Annotated in this window: 13 protein-coding genes and 1 riboswitch; of the genes, 6 read left to right on the forward strand and 7 right to left on the reverse strand. The window is 61.7% G+C overall.

Annotated features, from left to right (window positions below; translation table 11 throughout):
- Positions 1 to 21 precede the first annotated feature (21 nt).
- Positions 22 to 1,128 (forward strand): alpha/beta hydrolase, encoded by a 1,107-nt coding sequence (locus BMY67_RS01865; protein ID WP_177189646.1) that lies wholly within the window; start codon positions 22 to 24, stop codon positions 1,126 to 1,128.
- Positions 1,129 to 1,321: 193 nt separating this feature from the next.
- Here BMY67_RS01865 and BMY67_RS01870 read toward each other — a convergent pair whose 3' ends face one another.
- The 4 genes from BMY67_RS01870 to BMY67_RS01885 form a co-directional block, all read right to left on the reverse strand.
- Positions 1,322 to 2,650, reverse strand: a complete 1,329-nt coding sequence (locus BMY67_RS01870; protein ID WP_092767756.1) for a homoserine dehydrogenase — start codon at positions 2,648 to 2,650, stop codon at positions 1,322 to 1,324.
- Complete coding sequence (gene metX / locus BMY67_RS01875) at positions 2,640 to 3,668, reverse strand: homoserine O-acetyltransferase MetX (RefSeq protein ID WP_092767758.1); 1,029 nt, start codon at positions 3,666 to 3,668, stop codon at positions 2,640 to 2,642. The genes BMY67_RS01870 and metX overlap by 11 nt, the downstream gene beginning before the upstream one ends.
- A gap of 154 nt (positions 3,669 to 3,822) precedes the next feature.
- Positions 3,823 to 5,202 (reverse strand): O-acetylhomoserine aminocarboxypropyltransferase/cysteine synthase family protein, encoded by a 1,380-nt coding sequence (locus BMY67_RS01880; protein ID WP_092769541.1) that lies wholly within the window; start codon positions 5,200 to 5,202, stop codon positions 3,823 to 3,825.
- 377 nt (positions 5,203 to 5,579) lie between these two features.
- A riboswitch (SAM riboswitch) is annotated at positions 5,580 to 5,702 on the reverse strand.
- 349 nt (positions 5,703 to 6,051) lie between these two features.
- A complete protein-coding gene (locus tag BMY67_RS01885; RefSeq protein ID WP_092767760.1) occupies positions 6,052 to 6,345 on the reverse strand; it encodes a LysM peptidoglycan-binding domain-containing protein in 294 nt (97 codons plus the stop codon).
- Positions 6,346 to 6,581: 236 nt separating this feature from the next.
- On the opposite strand from BMY67_RS01885, the gene BMY67_RS01890 reads away from it, so the two are divergent.
- Both BMY67_RS01890 and BMY67_RS01895 read left to right on the forward strand, forming a co-directional pair.
- Positions 6,582 to 7,001: a lipocalin family protein gene (locus BMY67_RS01890; protein ID WP_143069664.1), complete on the forward strand. Its 420-nt coding sequence runs from the start codon at positions 6,582 to 6,584 to the stop codon at positions 6,999 to 7,001.
- A 170-nt stretch (positions 7,002 to 7,171) separates the two neighbouring features.
- Positions 7,172 to 9,775 (forward strand): erythromycin esterase family protein, encoded by a 2,604-nt coding sequence (locus BMY67_RS01895; protein ID WP_092767764.1) that lies wholly within the window; start codon positions 7,172 to 7,174, stop codon positions 9,773 to 9,775.
- Between the two features lie 24 nt (positions 9,776 to 9,799).
- Here BMY67_RS01895 and BMY67_RS01900 read toward each other — a convergent pair whose 3' ends face one another.
- A complete protein-coding gene (locus BMY67_RS01900) occupies positions 9,800 to 10,894 on the reverse strand; it encodes a lysylphosphatidylglycerol synthase transmembrane domain-containing protein (protein WP_092767766.1) in 1,095 nt (364 codons plus the stop codon).
- Positions 10,895 to 11,250: 356 nt separating this feature from the next.
- Between BMY67_RS01900 and dxs the strand changes: the two genes are divergently transcribed.
- The 3 genes from dxs to BMY67_RS01915 all read left to right on the forward strand — a co-directional run bounded on the left by dxs (position 11,251) and on the right by BMY67_RS01915 (position 14,659).
- Positions 11,251 to 13,191, forward strand: a complete 1,941-nt coding sequence (gene dxs, locus BMY67_RS01905) for a 1-deoxy-D-xylulose-5-phosphate synthase (protein WP_092767768.1) — start codon at positions 11,251 to 11,253, stop codon at positions 13,189 to 13,191.
- 197 nt (positions 13,192 to 13,388) lie between these two features.
- Positions 13,389 to 13,937: a YceI family protein gene (locus BMY67_RS01910; RefSeq protein ID WP_092767770.1), complete on the forward strand. Its 549-nt coding sequence runs from the start codon at positions 13,389 to 13,391 to the stop codon at positions 13,935 to 13,937.
- 212 nt (positions 13,938 to 14,149) lie between these two features.
- Positions 14,150 to 14,659: a Dps family protein gene (locus BMY67_RS01915; protein WP_092767772.1), complete on the forward strand. Its 510-nt coding sequence runs from the start codon at positions 14,150 to 14,152 to the stop codon at positions 14,657 to 14,659.
- Positions 14,660 to 14,714: 55 nt separating this feature from the next.
- Here the strand turns inward: BMY67_RS01915 and BMY67_RS01920 are convergent, their stop codons facing one another.
- Both BMY67_RS01920 and BMY67_RS01925 read right to left on the reverse strand, forming a co-directional pair.
- Positions 14,715 to 15,239, reverse strand: a complete 525-nt coding sequence (locus BMY67_RS01920; RefSeq protein ID WP_092767774.1) for a hypothetical protein — start codon at positions 15,237 to 15,239, stop codon at positions 14,715 to 14,717.
- Positions 15,236 to 16,471, reverse strand: a complete 1,236-nt coding sequence (locus BMY67_RS01925; protein ID WP_092767776.1) for an AAA family ATPase — start codon at positions 16,469 to 16,471, stop codon at positions 15,236 to 15,238. Before BMY67_RS01925 ends, BMY67_RS01920 begins: the two co-directional genes overlap by 4 nt.
- Positions 16,472 to 16,473: the final 2 nt, after the last annotated feature.

Genomic DNA, 16,473 nt, shown 5'->3' on the forward strand with positions numbered 1-16,473 from the left:
TTACTTCTCCTGTTTTTCCTCTTGATTGGCCTTCTGGCCCCCACCCTGCTGCCAGCCCAGCCGGCCCCGCCCGATACCACCCGGGGCCGCTACCACCGCCCGCTGTTCAGCCAGGTGAAGGTGCGGCGCAACGTGGAGTTTGCTCAGGTGAGTGGCCTGCTGGGCCAAACGCAGCCGCTCTACCTCGATTTCTACGAGCCGGCTGGCGATACCGTGCGCCGCCGCCCGCTGGTGCTGCTGGCCCACGAAGGGGCGTTCGCAACCGGCACCCGCGACGATGCGGTGATGACCGAGTTGTGCACCCGCCTGGCCCGGCTGGGCTACACGGCCGCCAGCATCGACTACCGGCTGCTGTTCTTTCCCTTCGACAGCGTGGGCATCGGCCGGGCCGCCATCCGGGCCACCCAGGACATGCGCGCCGCCGTGCGCTTCTTCCGCCACGACGCCGCCACGGCCCGGCGGTTCAGGGTCGATGGCCGCTACATTTTCGTGGGCGGCTCGTCGGCCGGGGCCTTTATGGCCCTGCAAACGGCCTACCTCGACAAAGCCGCCGAAGTGCCCGCCTACCTGAACCTGGCGGCGCTGGGTGGCCTCGAAGGCAGCGGCGGCAACGCGGGCTACAGCAGCCGCCCACGCGGCGTCATCAACCTGTGCGGGGCCCTGGCCCGGGCCGAGTGGCTCCAGGCCGGCGACGCGCCGCTGCTCAGCATCCACGGCACCCGCGACGGGATTGTACCCTACCAGCGCGGCCTCATTGGCGGCCCGCTGCCGGCCCAGGTGGTGGCGGGCAGCGCGGTGCTGCGCCGTCGCGCCCAGGCCGTGGGGGTGCCCAACGTGTTGCGCCCCCTGCGCGGCGCCGGCCACGTGCCCTACTCCTTCGAGCCGACGTATATCGACTCGGTGTTCGTGCCGATGCGCGACTTTCTGCGCCCGCTGCTCGGAGCCGGCGCGCCCGGCCCGCTGCTGGCCGCCGCCCTCAACCCGCGCCGCACCGCCGTAGCCACAGCCGCGCTGCCCCCGCGCCGGGTGCCGCTGGCCGCCACCCCGGCCGACTCGGTAGGGGCGGCCCCGCCGGAAAACCTGCCGCTGCCGGCCGCAGCTTCGGCGGCTGCCGGGTCGGCGCCCTAGGTTTCCGATAGCGGCTTGGAGAACGAGATGTAGAGACGCGACCCTTCGCGTCTCAATCGTTGCGGACGTTAGGGAAGTCGCGTCGTACGGGCCGTTCAACGCCGAGACGCGAAGGGTCGCGTCTCTACAAGCCCTTTGCCTCAGTTTTGCAGCCTGTTTTTCAGAAACGAAAAAACAGGCTGCGAAACCCGGCCTACCAGCCGCGGCCGGCCGTTTCCAGCGCCGCTTCGGCCGCCTCAGTTGCTTCGGCGGCCTCGCCCACGGGCCGCAGCTGGCCGGTGCGCACGATGAAGGCACCGTATTCGCGCAGCAGGTCGCGGTGGGTGATGAGGTGGGCTAGGGCCACGTAGCCGACCACGTAGCCGTCCTCGTCGGCTTCTTCCGACACTTCGCTGAAATCGAGCAGGTCGATGAGCCGGGGCTCGGCGGTGCGCAGGTAGATTTCGATTTCCAGGTCGGTGGCGTGGGTGGGCGGGGCGGCGGTTTTGGCGTACTGGTAGGCGAAACCCTGGCGCAGGGCGGCCAAATCGGCCAGCACGGCCGAGCCGGTGGGGTGCCCGCCGGCCCCGCGCCCCCGCAGGAACTGCTCGCCCGCGAAGTCGGCCTCGATGACCACGCCGTTGAACTCCTCATCCACCCCAAAAAGCGGCGACCCGGACCCTACCAGCTGCGGAGTGACCAGGGCCGTCACGCGGCCGTCGGGCAGGCGCTGGAGGCCGGCCACTACCTTTATTTTCTGGCCCCGGCTGGCGGCAAAGGCAATATCGGTGGCGGCAATGCCTTCGATGCCCAGGTTGAGCACCTGCTCGGGGTCGAGGAATACCCCGTAGGCGTGGGCGGCCAGCAGCACGGCCTTGGCGCGCGGGTCGAAGGCGCCCATATCGAGGCTGGGGTCGGTTTCGGCGAAGCCCAGCTGCTGGGCCTGGGCCAGGGCCGGGGCGTAGTCGGTGCCGCTGTTGCCCATGCGGGTGAGCACGTAGTTCGACGAGCCGTTGAGAATGCCCGTCAGCCGCCGCAGGGGCTCGGCCCCGAAGTAGGCGTCGAGCGTGCGGACTACCGGAATGCTGCCGCACACGGCCGCCTCATATAATAAGGTGCTGCCGTGGGCGCGCTGCAGGGCCACCAGCTCGGGCAGGTGGCGGGCCAGCATGGCCTTGTTGGCCGTTACCACCCGTCGGCCCCGGCGCAGGGCGGCGGCTACGAACGTAAAGGCCGCGGCGGCATCGTCAATCACCTCCACCAGCACGTCGAGCGAGTCGTCGGCCAGCAGCGCGGTGGCATCGAACTCGAAGCGGCTGGCCGGCAGCGGGCGGAGCTTGGTCGGGCTCTTCACCACGATGCGGCTGATAACGAAGCCGCTGGCCGGGTGCCGCGCCAGGATATCGTGCAGGCCCTGGCCCACGCAGCCGAAACCGATAAGGCCGACGCGCCAGGGCCGGGCCGCCGCCGCAGCGGCAGGAGAAGCGGCGACGGCAGCCGCGGCAGGAGCGGAATGAGACGGGGCAATAGCGTTAGTGGGCATAGGTCAGCGCGTGAAATCGTTCGAGGAAGCGGATAATTTGGGCGGCCTCCAGCAGGAAGCCGTCGTGGCCGTAGGTTGAGTCCATTTCGGCGTACATGGCCCCCGGAATGTGGCGGGCCAGCTCCTGCTGCTCGGCCACCGGAAACAGCACGTCGGAGGTGATGCCGATGACCAGCGTGCGGGCCCGCACCCGGCCCAGGGCCGCCGCCACGCCGCCCCGGCCGCGACCCACGTTGTGGCTGTCCATGGCCCGGGTGAGGGTCACGTAGCTGTAGGCGTCGAAGCGGGCCGCCAGCTTGTCGCCCTGGTAGCGCTGGTAGGCGGCGGCCCGGAAATCGGTGAGCAGTTCGTCGGTGGGCTCGGTTTGGGTGCGGCCGTAGGCGGGGTAGCTGCGGTAGCTGAGCAGGGCCACGGCGCGGGCTGCCCGCAGTCCGGCCGCGCCCCCGGAAGGGGTATTCTGCTGGTAGGTAGGGTCGGCGAAAACAGCCAGCCGCTGGGCCTCATTGAAGGCAATGCCCCAGGCCGAATGCCGGGCGTTGGTGGCCAGCAGCACCAGGTTTTCAAACACCGCCGGCTGCTGCACCGCCCACTCGATGGCCTGCTGCCCGCCCAGCGAGCCGCCCACCAGCGTATGCACCCGCGCCAGCCCCAGCTCCGTGCGCAACGCCTCGTGGGCCGCCACCATATCCCGGACGGTCAGCAGCGGAAACGCCTGGAAAGCCGCCTGGCCGGTTTCGGGGTCGGGCGTGAGCGGGCCGGTGCTGCCGTAGCAGGAGCCCAGCACGTTGGCGCACACGATAAACCAGTCGGCCGGGTCGAAGTACCGGCCCGGCCCCACCAGGCCCGGCCACCAGTCGGCCGCGTCGGCGTTGGCCGTCAGGGCGTGGCACACCCACACCACATTGTCGCGGGCCGCGTTCAGCTGCCCCCAGGTCTGGTAGGCGACGGTGGGGTGGGTTAGCTGGCCGCCGTTTTCGAGGGGCAGCGGGTGCGGGAGTTGAAAGTGGTGGGTCGGCATGTGGTGGTTTTTGAATTCTGACGTTTACCCCACCCCCCGGCCCCCTCCCCTCCGGGAGAGGGGGAGCCTGACGCGAGCTAGAAGGCGAGTTCGAATAATTCGTTGAACGCACCCCCTCTCCCGGAGGGGAGGGGGCCGTGGGGTGGGGTGGCGGCTACACTTCCAGCGGCTGCTCGCGCTCGGCTACCGGCTCGGGCAGGGGTTCGTCCTGGATAGTATCGGGCGTGGCGGCATTCTGAACGGCGTCGAAGGCCTGCTGCAAATCGGCCCGGATGTCGTCGAAGTGTTCGATGCCGAGCGAGAGGCGCAGCAGGGTGGGCGTGACGCCGGCTGCCTGCTGGGCCTCTTCGGAAAGCTGCTGGTGGGTGGTGGCGGCGGGCTGGATGATGAGCGTTTTGGCGTCGCCCACGTTGGCCAGGTGGCTGATTAGCTTCAGGCTGTCGATGAACTGCGTGGCCGTGTGCTTGCTGCCTTTGAGGGCGAAGGTGAGCACGCCGCCGTAGCCGCGCTTGAGGTACTTGCGGGCCAGTTGGTGGTAAGGGCTGGAGGGCAGACCGGGGTAGTTCACGGCCTCCACCTGCGGATGCTGCTCCAGCCAGGTGGCGATGCGCAGCGCGTTTTCCACGGTGCGCTCTACCCGCAGACTCAGCGTTTCAAGCCCCTGGAGCAGCAGAAACGAGTTGAACGGACTCTGCGACGGGCCGAAGTCGCGCAGCCCTTCCACCCGCGCCCGGATGATGAAGGCGATGTTGCCGAACGGCCCGTTTTTGCCGAACGTGTCGCTGAACACGAGGCCGTGGTAGCCCTCAGAAGGCTCGGAGAACTGCGGAAACTTGCCGTTGCCGAAGTCGTAGGTGCCGCCGTCCACGATAACGCCGCCCACGCTCGTGCCGTGCCCGCCAATCCACTTGGTGGCCGACTCCACCACGATGTGCGCGCCGTGTTCCAGGGGCCGGAACAGGTAGCCGCCCGCCCCGAAGGTGTTATCCACCACCAGCGGCAAATCGTGCTCGCGGGCAATGGTGGCAATGGCCTCAAAATCGGGAATGCTGAAGCTGGGGTTGCCGATGGTTTCGAGGTAGATAGCCTTGGTGCGTTCGTCAATGAGGGCCGCGAAGGCGGCGGGCTCGTCGCCGTTGGCGAAGCGCACCTCGATGCCCAGGCGCTTGAAGGCCACCTTGAACTGGTTGTAGGTGCCGCCGTAGAGGTGGGTCGAGCTCACGAAATTGTCGCCGACCTGGAGCAGGTTGTTGAGGGCGATAAACTGGGCCGCCTGCCCCGACGACACCGCCAGCGCCGCCACGCCGCCTTCCAGCGCCGCCACCCGCTGCTCGAACACGTCGGTCGTGGGGTTCATCAGGCGGGTGTAGATGTTACCGAATTCCTTGAGTGCAAACAGGTTGGCCCCGTGCTCGGCGCTCTTGAACACGTAGCTGGTGGTCTGGTAAAGCGGCACGGCCCGCGAACCGGTAACGGGGTCGGGCTGCTGGCCGGCGTGGAGTTGCAGGGTTTCGAAGTGGTGGCTGGAGGACATGGCTATTTCGTTTTTAGTGGTTGGTTTTTCGTTTTTCGGCACCGGTTTTGGCGCACGAATCCAGGGGTTGCGGCGGGCAAAATCCGCGAAACGGGCGCGCCGGCCCGAAGCCAGAGCAGGCACAAGCAGGAAGCGCAAGGGGGAGAGGAGGGCCACCCGGGGCCGGGCTTGGGCAGGCGGCTTAGGCGGCCGGGGCTAGCAACAGCTGCAACAAGCGCAACAACAGCCGCGCATTCGCATTCGGGCGGCGGCCAGTAGGGCCGGGGTGGCCGGGGCCGAAACGCCGAAAGCCCACGGCCAGGCGGCGGGCCCGAAGGCGGCCGGAGCGGTGGGGGAAACGGGGGCGAAAACGCGGAGGGAGTGGCTCATGGACTGGAAGGTTATAGTCCCCGCCGCCGTACTGAAGTTCGGGCTGGTCGGGCAGGCATTGGCACCTTTCGCGCGGTCGAAGGTTGCCAGTGGGTCAGGGAGCCTGTGCTCTCGCCACTTCTGTATAAATCCTATGAAAACTAGTCTGCCGCGAGCGGACCAGTACCGGGTTGGTGTTGCAAAGGTATAAGCATGATTTTATAATATGCAAGAGAAGTCGCAATTATATTTGAATGCTTATTCCTAGGTGTAAATCCTGCTAAAATCGACTTAATAACGCTGATAAATAACGATTTATAAATGCGCCCGGTAAACTACGTACGCATAGTCAGGGCACCTGATGCGCCGCGCGGCTGTACCTGAAGGCCTGATTTTTGGCATAAAAAGCCTGCCCTGAAACCGCGTAACCGACTACTGCGAGCACAGAAAAAGCCACTCCTGGCGGAGTGGCTTTTTGAATATTTCCGCGAAGCGGCTAGCTTACATCTTGGGCATTGTCAGCACCTGGCCCACTTCAATGTGGTCGGGGTTCGAGCCGATGGTCGACTTGTTGGCTTCGTAAATCTGGTGCCACTTGCTGGCGTCGCCGTAGTGGTTCTTGGCAATTTTCGAAAGCGAATCGCCGCTTACTACGGTGTAGGTATCACCGGCCGCCGTGGTGTCGGCAGCGTTGGCGTTGTTACCGAAGAAGTCGGTGTTGCCGCCGGTAGGAGTAGTGGTGGGTTGAACCGGCTGTTTTTCGCCTTTGTCTGAGAGGAAATCGAAGAGTCCCATGATAGTAATGCGTTAGGTGAAGGAGAGAGCAATGGGGCAGCTGCTACTGTGCGGCTTGGTCGCCCGGCCTTCTTACGCCGTGGCAGGCAATAGGTTGTGCCACTTGGCCTGCACCCATACGTTGCCCGGCTTCTCCCCCGAACTTATTGGCCAACGCTACCGTAAGAGGCGCATTAACGGCGGCCGCTGACGGCCATCATTGCGCTCCAACCCTTCACCTATTTTTCTCTCTCCCCATGAAAGTTCTTACCTCCTCCTCCTCCCGTCTGCTGACGGGTCTGTTCATGTTCGTTCTGCTCTTCACGGCCGCCTGCGGCAGCAAGGAAGGCAAAGTAGAAGGCGTAAACATGCTCTACGGCACCAACAGCAAAACCTGGAAAACCGACAAGGAAACCACGGCCGCCGGCGACAAAATCAAGCAGACCGACGCCATGGACGACCAGCGCGTGACCTTCTTCGCCAATGGCCAGTACAACATGAGCTCGGGCGCCCAGACCATGAACGGCAAATATACCTTCGACCAAGGCGCCAAAACCATCACCATGATGCCCGATGGCGCCGGAACGTCGAACACCTTTACGGTAGTGACGCTCACCGACGACAAGCTGACGCTGAAAGGCACCGACGGCACGGAGCTGCATTTGGAAGACGAGTAGTCGTCCGTTCGCACAAGCTAATTTGCAAAAAGCCCCTTCTGTTTCGGCAGAAGGGGCTTTTTCGTGCCCGCAGCCGCCGGAGCCGGGCGGGCGGCCGTAGCAGCAGCGGCTCGGAAAATAGTTTGCCTACTTTGCTGGGAAATTTACCTTTTGGCAGCATCCGAGTATTTATGAAACGACTTTTCCCGGCTGCCTTTGGCCTGCTACTGACTGCGCTGAGTGGCGCCAACGCGCTGGCCCAGACTACCCCATCCGCCGCCGCTGTAGCTCCATTGCCGCTGCCCGTGCATGCCATCCGCACCATCGACCCCGCGGACGCCGACTTTACCGACCTGGAGTTTCTGCGCCAGGAAATTGGCGGGGCACGGGTGGTGATGCTGGGCGAGCCCACGCACGGCGAAGGCAACGTGACGGAAGCTAAAATCCGGCTGATCCGGTTTCTGAAGGAGCGTTTGGGCTTTACTACGGTGGCCTTTGAAAGTGGCTTTTACGAGCTGAACCGAGCCCAACAGGAGTTGGAAAAGGGCGCGTCGGCGGCTGAGGCGTTGGACAACAGCGTGTTTCCGGTCTGGACTGGCACTCAGGAGTTTCAGCAACTGCTGCCATTGCTGGGCCCGGGCGGGTTGAAAGTGGCCGGTTTCGATGGGCAGCTGAGCGGGGCCTACCAGGAGGAATTGCTGGAGGAGCTGCAGGATTTCCTCAAGCCCGAGAAGGGGGCCGATGGCATTGCCTACGACTACCTGGAGGAGTGCGTGAGCATGATGGGGGAACACTTCATCTTTCCGCCCGCCAATAGCCTCACCATTTTCAACCTGCAGATTGGCAAAGCCCGCAAGCTGCTCGAAAAGGTGGCGGCCGGCCCCGATGCTAAGCGTCGCGCGCGGGCCGCGTTCTGGCTCCAGAACCTGCGCAGCCTCCAGGCCATGGCCCGCGACTACGCCACCAACGACCCCGCCGCGAAGGATTCGGCTGAGTTCAAGGCCTCTGATAATAACTCGCGCGATGCCCAGATGGCCGATAATCTGCTCTGGTACCTGCGCCAGCACCCGCAGGAAAAGGTAGTTTGCTGGGCGGCCCTGCCGCACGTGGCCAACCAGGTAGAAGCGCTGGCCGATGCCGAAATCCAGACGTTCCGGCCCATGGGCCGGGCCGTGAAGTCGGCGCTGGGCGAAGACGCCGTGTACGTGCTGGGCACTTTATCGGGCGGTGGTGAGTACGGTTTTGGCCCCTGGGGGCAGCATAGACCGGTTCCGGTGCCAGCGGCCGGCAGCTTGGAAGCAGCGCTGTTGGCGCAGGGGCAGCCCTACAGTTTCATAAGCCTCAAACACACCGCAGCTGGCAAACAGCTCACCACCTACGCTTTTGAATACAAGCCGTTTGCCGGGCTGTGGAGCCAGGTTGTAGATGGCTTCCTGTTTCTGCGGAGCGTAAACCCGCCCCATCCGCGGGTAACGCTGGCTTCTGCAGTAGAAAAGGATGCTGCTCCGGCCGACACGTTGGCCACCGCGCGGTTTGGGGGCCGCATCAACCCGGCTATGAAACCGGTGGTAGGCAAAACCAGCGGCGCAGCGCTCATGCTCAGCGGCGTTATTCTCGACCGTAAAACCGGCCAACCGGTGCCCTTCGCCACCGTGGCCGTGCCGGCCCGCAGCGCCGGTACCGTCTCGGACGCCCAAGGTCGTTTCCGGCTCGAAGCCCGCCGGGGCGAGCTGGTGCAGGTGAGTAGCATCGGCTACGAGCCGGCCACGCTGGCCGCCGCGGCCGGGGCTGCCGCCACGGTACGGCTGGTGCCAGCCGCGTTTGCCCTGAGCAACGTGCGGGTAAGTGCCCAGTCGCAGGACCCGAAGCGGATCATGAAGAAGGTGATTAAGGCCGCCGCCGCAAACTATGAGCAGCAGGACTATACTCAGCAACTCTATGCTCACCGACGCGTCACAGGATTTGATACGCTTCGTCACGAAGTAGAGTATACCGCGCAGGAATGGACCCCCGCTGGTTATCATCACTGGGCTGGCGGTTTCCTTTTCCTGGAAAAGCAGCCCATGATCAGGGTGCAGGAGAAGCAGGTGGCCACCGGTACAGACAACCCCGACGCGTACCGCGAAGCTGGCTACGGCTTTGCCGGGGGCTTCGACCCGGTGCGGGTGTTGCCGCTGTTCAAGACGAAAACGATGGGCAAGTTCCGTTTGCAGCTGGATAGCATTGAACAGCGGGGCAACGAAACCTATTATGTCATCAGTTTCGCCGCTAAGCGGGCCAGCCCCCGAGCTGTTGGCTACCACTTCATCAGCGGCTATTCAGGGAAACTTTACATCCGGCAGCAAGACTACGCGGTGGTGCGCTACGAAAGTTTGATGCAACACGATACCATGCAGGTAAACGCTATTGCGCGTAAATATTCCGGCCGCAACAACTCTTTTTCCCGCATTTTCCCGGCCGTATTCAACGACCACCGAGCTACCCAGATTGTAACCTATCAACAAGGTGACAATGGCCGCTACTACGCCGCAACTAGCATAGCACGCACCCTTAAAGTTGGCCATGTGCTGGGTCGCCAGCCATTTTATATCCAGCAGACCTGCGACGCAGCTTATTCCCCTCCTACGGTAATATCAGCCGCCGAGGTACCCGATCGGAAAGCGCAACCTGAGTTGCACGGTGGCGGCATCGGCATCTACCAGTTGCCCAAAGTGCCCTACCATCCCGAGTTCTGGCAAACCTACCAGCGCCCCATGCCCGCCGAGCTCGCCCCGGCCTTGGAGGTCACGAAATAGCCGGCCAGGAAGGGCAAAAAAGCGCTAGGCCTCCATTTCCTGCCGGGCCGCTTTTTTGCCGTAGATGCGGGCCACCCAGCGGGGCAGGAACACGGCGCCAAGCACCAGGTAGAGGTAATAGGTGGTGATGCGGTAGAGCAGCACCATGAAGTTGGTCATGGTAGCCGTGCCGATGAACTTGCCGAAGAACGTGGGGAAGGCTCCCTCGGCAATGCCCGCGCCGCCGGGCGTAATGGCAATCAGCAGGATGACCTTGTAGGTGAGGTTGCGGCCGAAAATCAGCCAGAACTCGGTCCAGCCCACATCGATAAAAGCCCCGATCAGGCAGCCGATAACTAGGTAGCGGGCCGTCCAGACGAAGAACGTGCTTAGCGAGGCCCGCAGCCAGTACGCCCGGCCGTTGCCGCGCAGCTCGGCCGAAGCCTGTACCAAATCGTGGCCCAGCTGGTAGGCGCGGCCCCGGAACCGGCGCAGCACCCGCGCCGAAAACAGGCGCACCAGCAGCCGCCGCACAGCCCGAGGGTTGATGAAAATGGCGTACACCATTAGCAGGGCGTAGGCCGTTACGAACACGTAGCTCAGAATAAAACCGATGCGCAGCGTGGCAATCAGGCCGCCGTGGAGCGACTCGTGGGGGTAGAGCGTGTCGCCCCCGATGAGCACCACCACCGGCACCATGAGCACGTAGTACATATTATCGAGCATGGCCGTGGCCATGATGTAGGCCACCGAGCGGCCCAGCGGAATACCCTCTTTGTGCAGCAGTACCGGCGCTACGGCCGTGCCGCCCACCGCCGAGGGCAGAATACACGACGAGAACTCCCAGAGCATAATCACGTCGAGCGAGGCGCGCCAGCTGAGTACCTTTTGGGTGAGGTAGCGGATGCGGTACACGTAGCCGGCGTCGCGGGCCAGTAGCACCAGCACCATCACCAGCAGCCACCAGGGCTTGGCGTTGGCCAGCGCGTCGAGGTCGCCTGGTTTGTAGCTGCGCCAGAACATGAAGCCCACCACGCCCAGGCCAATAAGCACCGGCAGCACAATCCGCGAGGGCCGGAGCTTGTCGAGCAGTTGCTGGTCTTCGGAAGTAGTGGCGACGTCGGTGGGAAGTTGCGGCATAGGGCAAAGGTAGGGAAGTGGGGGAGGTAGGGCAGTAGGGATAAAGGAACGGTCATGCTGAGCGAAGCGGAGCGTAGTCGAAGAATCTCGCGTGCAGTGGTAAATCCAACGTCAGGATTACTGTTGCGGTAGAGATTCTTCGACTACGGCTGCGCACCCTGGCTCAATTCGCCACATGCTCAGAATGACCGTGCCTTTATCCCGCCACCCGGCCCTACCTCTCCCTTTCATCCGCCCCCACAGAAAACCCGTAACTTTGCTCGTTGCCTTATACTGCGCCGGCCCCGGGCATAACTTTCGGGGCGGGCGGCGGTTGCAACGCTACTTATCCCTTTTGCCTACCTACCCCTGCGCGCATGATTGTTGAACCCGGGCCCCTGCTGGCGGAAATTAATTCCCCCGACGACCTCAAAAAGCTCAGTCCCGACCAGCTGGTCCAGGTGAGCCAGGAACTGCGCCAGTTCATCGTTGATTCGGTTTCGATTTACGGCGGCCACTTCGGGGCCTCGCTCGGCGTAGTCGAGCTGTCGGTGGCGCTGCACTACGTGTTCAACACGCCCTACGACCAGCTGGTGTGGGATGTGGGCCACCAGGCCTACGGCCACAAAATCCTGACGGGCCGCCGCGACCGGTTTCCAACCAACCGGCGCTACAAGGGCATGTCGGGCTTCCCCAAGCGCAGCGAAAGCCCCTACGACGCCTTCGGAGTGGGCCACAGCTCCACCAGCATCGGGGCGGCGCTGGGCATGGCCGTGGCTTCCGACTATAAGGGTGAGTTCGACCGCCAGCACATTGCCGTGATTGGCGACGGGGCCATGACGGCCGGCATGGCCTTCGAGGCCCTCAACCACGCCGGCGTCGAGAAGTCCAACCTGCTGGTTATCCTCAACGACAACTGCATGAGCATCGACCCCAACGTGGGCGCGCTCAAGGAATACCTCACCGACATTACCACCTCGCGCACCTACAACAAAGTGCGCGACGAGCTGTGGAACGTGCTGGGCAAGCTCAGCAAGTTCGGCCCCAACCCCCAGCAGATTGCCCGCCGGGTCGAGCAGGCCATGAAGGCCACGCTGCTCAAGCAGGGCAACCTGTTCGAGGCGCTCAAGTTCCGCTACTTCGGCCCCGTCGATGGCCACGACGTGCAGCACCTGGCTACCATTCTCGAAGACCTCAAGCACATTCCGGGCCCCAAGCTGCTGCACTGCGTGACGGTGAAGGGCAAGGGCTACGCGCTGGCCGAAAAGGACCAGACCCTCTGGCACGCGCCGGGCCTGTTCGACAAAATCACGGGCGAAATCTACAAAAAAACGCCCGACAAGCCCCAGCCGCCCAAGTACCAGGACGTGTTCGGGCACACGCTGGTGGAACTGGCCGAGGCCAACGCCAGCATCATGGGCGTAACTCCCGCCATGCCCTCGGGCTCGTCGATGAACCTGATGATGGCCGCCATGCCCGACCGCGCCTTCGACGTGGGCATTGCCGAGCAGCACGCCGTGACGTTCTCGGCCGGCCTGGCCACCCAGGGCCTGGTGCCGTTCTGCAACATCTATTCCTCGTTCATGCAGCGCGCCTACGACCAGGTGCTGCACGACGTGGCTTTGCAGAACCTGCACGTCGTGTTCTGCCTCGACCGGGCCGGTTTCGCCGGCGCCGACGGCCCCACCCACCACGGCAACTACGATTTGGCCTACATGCGCTGCGTGCCCAACCTGGTAGTGTCGGCCCCGATGAACGAGGAGGAGCTGCGCAACCTGATGTACACGGCCTCGCTGGCCGAAAACGCCGGCCCGTTCAGCATCCGCTACCCGCGGGGCGAGGGCGTGATGCCCGAGTGGCGTACGCCGCTGAAGAAAATTGCCATCGGCACCGGCCGCGTGGTGCGCGAGGGTGAGGGCGTGGCGGTGCTCAGCATCGGCCACATCGGCAACTACGCCGCCCGCGCCACCGAGCAGCTGCGCGCCGAGGGCCTCAACCCCGGCCACTACGACATGCGCTTCTGCAAGCCCCTCGATGAGCAGCTGCTGCACGCCATCTGCGGCCGCTACCGCGCCCTGGTTACCGTCGAGGACGGCTGCCTGCCCGGCGGCTTCGGCTCGGCGGTGCTCGAATTCATGGCCGACCACGGCTACGCGCTACCCGTGCGCCGCCTCGGCATCCCCGACCGCGTAGTGGAGCACGGTTCCCAGGACGAGTTGTACAAGGAATGCGGCTTCGATGTACCCGGCATTGCCACCGCCCTGCGCGAGCTGAGTGGTAAAGCCGTGCAGCCGGTAACGGAAAAGGTGCTGCTGTAAAGCCGCCCACTGAAAGCCAAAAAGCCGGTGCAGCCATAGCTGCACCGGCTTTTTGGCTTTTGGGGTAGATAGGCCGACAGAAATATTTATCCATGTAGGTACATCATTTAAAATAATGTTGCTACATTTGTTGCGCGCTGGTTGGCTAACAGGCCCGCCGGCAGTCCACATTCAGTTGAACCTTAACCATTACCACCATGGCCACGACCAAATGGGCACTTGACCCTACCCACTCCGAAGTTCAGTTCAAAGTAAAGCACCTTGTTATTTCGACCGTAACCGGCTCGTTCAAGCAGTTCGAGGGCGAGGCAGAAACCGAGGGCGACTCGTTTGAGGGTGCCCAGGTGCGCTTCTCGGCCAAAATCGACAGCATCGATACCAACCAGGAGCAGCGCGACGAGCACCTGAAGAGCGCCGATTTCTTCGACGCCGCCACGTATCCCGAGCTGACGTTCGTTTCAACTTCCTTCACCAAAGTCGGTGGCGACGACTACAAGCTCACCGGCGACATGACGGTGCACGGTGTAACCCAGTCGGTGACGCTGGACGTGGAGTACGGCGGCCAGGCCGGCGACTTCTACGGCAACCAGAAGGCCGGTTTTGACGTGACCGGCAAAATCAGCCGCAAAGATTTCGGCCTGGTTTGGAGCGGCATCACCGAGGCCGGCTCCATCGTGGTCGGCGACGAAGTGAAGCTGGTGGCCAGCCTCCAGTTCATCAAGCAGGCCGTGGCCGCCGCCGTATAGCGCCAAGCTCCTGTAACCTGGCAATCAAAAGCCCCACCGGATTTGTCCGGCGGGGCTTTTGGGCTTTGGGCCATTGCGTGGAAAATGAGTGGCCGGCCCGCCGGGCTGCCAGCGCAACTCCATGGCAAAACAGCCGAATTTTGTTGCGCCGGTCAGCGCGGTACTGCGTTACAGAAAGGGTTTCATATTCATTCACTTACCTGTGTACCAACATGGCAACTACCACCGAGCAGATTGATTTGCTGGCCACCCCGTCGGATTTAGACGAAGCGGGCCGCGAAAAAGTAGCCACCGGCCTGCAACACCTCGTGGCCGACGCTTTCGCGCTGTACGTGAAAACCAAGAACTACCACTGGCACATGTCGGGGCGCAATTTCCGCGACTACCACCTGCTGCTCGACGAGCAGTCGCAGCAGATTTACGCCATCATCGACCCGCTGGCAGAGCGCACCCGTAAGCTGGGTTTTCTCACGCTGCACTCCATCGGCGAAATTGCCCGCCTCCAGCGCATTCAGGACAGCGACGACAGCTACGTAACCCCACTGGATATGCTCACCAACCTCACCGACGACAACCGCACCCTGGCCCACCACATGCGCGAGCTGCACGGCCACTGCGACGACGCCAAGGACGTAGGTACGGCCAGCCTGCTCGAAGAGTACATCGATGAGGCCGAGCGCCGCATCTGGTTTCTCTACGAAGCCACCCGCCCCGTAGAGTAGCCCGGTTTACGGGCATAACCCAACGCCCCGCTGGACTCCGGTCCGGCGGGGCGTTTCAGTTGAATTCGGTGCTGTCGTCAATGAACAACTCTACAATTACTTCCGGCACCAATAAGTTGAGTTGTAGAATCCTTGCCTCAATGGCGGCACCCCGGGGCGGCCGTTGCTCCGCGAAACCTACACAAGCCACGGCCCGCACCGAACTGTGTGGCGCGATGATACCGGCCCGAATAAATGCATTGATGGCGGCAGCTAGTTGAGGAATGCACTCTTTGAGCCGGGAAGCCCGGTTTTTGTTTGTGCCGTGCTTGAACTCAACAAAATGGATTTCCTCGCCACGCACCAAAGCACAGTCGCACCGTTGCGAGTCGCTAGAATTGTAAAGACAGTGGTCGATTGCTATCAGATGCACTGCCACTGCGCTGGCATTGCGAACTGTTAAGTCGGTTGGCGCGAGCATCGCCGTTCGGTGTCGGCAGGGTTGGTTGCCCTCCTGGTCATAAATATAAAACAGCCGTTCGGTATGGGTGCTGACGCAAGCCGCCGACGCTGGAAAATGCGCGAGGAGCCGCTCAATCATTTTACTGCTACAGATTTAGATAAGCGAATCAGGTTATCGAAGGCATCAGCCGCATCGCCCGATAAGTTATCAAGTCCATTATCATCAATCAGCCCCAACTCCTCATTTACCAACGATTGAACACCACCATTCTCCACCTGATAACAGGCGAATTCCTTAGGGTCAATCCAGCTGGCTTCGGGTACTATGGCCGCTACTTCTTCTTTGCGGTCAGGATGCTTTTCGGCTACTTGGTAGGCGTAAAGTAGCAGGTTGAGATGGGAGAGAATGTACGGGCTGTGCGTGGTTATCGTCAGGTCGTTCTCGCCGACCGTGCATTTCTCTACCAGCCAGTTCATCAGACCCTGCTGCGCGGTCGGGTACAGGTTGAGTTCAGGCTCTTCAATGATGAAACTCTGCGCCTGCTCCTTCTGCCGCGAAAGATGCTCTAGAAGTACCATCATTGGGGTAACGGATTGGATGCCGCTGGCAGTTTCTAGAAGCATTAATGGTTCTTCACGTTCTGGTATTTTTATAAAATCTCTGCCATCGATGTGTTGATATATTACATTGAAAAAGGGAATGTGTAGCTCCGATACATTTTTTCGAGAGGTGGAGAATGAGTTGGCAAAGTCTAGCAATGCTTTTGGTAAACCAATATCATCTCTCATAAGTCCTGCCCATGAGTACTCTATTGCTGCAATAAAGATTCTTTCTGATGGAGTATAATATACTTCAGATACAGATATTGTGTTTCTTGTTTCTTTATTAAATAATATAACTAAACCGTTAATAATTTTATCAACAGATATTGATTTATCTATTTTTGCAACTGATTCCACTAAGGTATTAAATGTCTCTTTATCTAAATTATTTATTAAATCTTCTTCTTGGCTTGGAATATTTTTATCTAACCATATGACAAAGCCCTTCTGATAGCTGCTTATATAGTTATCAATAGCTTCTGACGGAAAAAGAAGACTTCCTCTACTCTTGGAAGAATCATGGTATCCTTTAGTGTTATTCCATACTACTTTACTGTCTTCACCCCAATATGAGTATAGCCCATAATTATGTAAATTCGACGTGTCTATGGGTTTGTTTATCACAAGTTGTTGTCGAAACACCGCCGCCAACTTCGCCAACGTGCTCTTCCCCCTACCCGTCGGCCCAATAAACACGGTTACCCGCTTGAAGTCCACGGTAGCGTCTTTAATAGGGCCGAAGTTCTTGACGGTGAGTTGCTCGTTCATAG

It is taken from the genome of Hymenobacter actinosclerus (genome assembly GCF_900111515.1).
In the GTDB taxonomy this organism is placed as follows: domain Bacteria; phylum Bacteroidota; class Bacteroidia; order Cytophagales; family Hymenobacteraceae; genus Hymenobacter; species Hymenobacter actinosclerus.

Bases quoted from the DNA above. Each gene is read 5' to 3' on its own strand.
- BMY67_RS01880 (WP_092769541.1), bottom strand. From the start codon at position 5,202: ATGTCCTCCAGCCACCACTTCGAAACCCTGCAACTCCACGCCGGCCAG.
- BMY67_RS01885 (WP_092767760.1), bottom strand. From the start codon at position 6,345: ATGGGACTCTTCGATTTCCTCTCAGACAAAGGCGAAAAACAGCCGGTT.
- BMY67_RS01870 (WP_092767756.1), bottom strand. From the start codon at position 2,650: ATGCCCACTAACGCTATTGCCCCGTCTCATTCCGCTCCTGCCGCGGCT.
- BMY67_RS01890 (WP_143069664.1), top strand. From the start codon at position 6,582: ATGAAAGTTCTTACCTCCTCCTCCTCCCGTCTGCTGACGGGTCTGTTC.
- BMY67_RS01920 (WP_092767774.1), bottom strand. From the start codon at position 15,239: ATGATTGAGCGGCTCCTCGCGCATTTTCCAGCGTCGGCGGCTTGCGTC.
- BMY67_RS01925 (WP_092767776.1), bottom strand. From the start codon at position 16,471: ATGAACGAGCAACTCACCGTCAAGAACTTCGGCCCTATTAAAGACGCT.
- BMY67_RS01895 (WP_092767764.1), top strand. From the start codon at position 7,172: ATGAAACGACTTTTCCCGGCTGCCTTTGGCCTGCTACTGACTGCGCTG.
- BMY67_RS01900 (WP_092767766.1), bottom strand. From the start codon at position 10,894: ATGCCGCAACTTCCCACCGACGTCGCCACTACTTCCGAAGACCAGCAA.
- metX (WP_092767758.1), bottom strand. From the start codon at position 3,668: ATGCCGACCCACCACTTTCAACTCCCGCACCCGCTGCCCCTCGAAAAC.
- BMY67_RS01910 (WP_092767770.1), top strand. From the start codon at position 13,389: ATGGCCACGACCAAATGGGCACTTGACCCTACCCACTCCGAAGTTCAG.
- dxs (WP_092767768.1), top strand. From the start codon at position 11,251: ATGATTGTTGAACCCGGGCCCCTGCTGGCGGAAATTAATTCCCCCGAC.
- BMY67_RS01915 (WP_092767772.1), top strand. From the start codon at position 14,150: ATGGCAACTACCACCGAGCAGATTGATTTGCTGGCCACCCCGTCGGAT.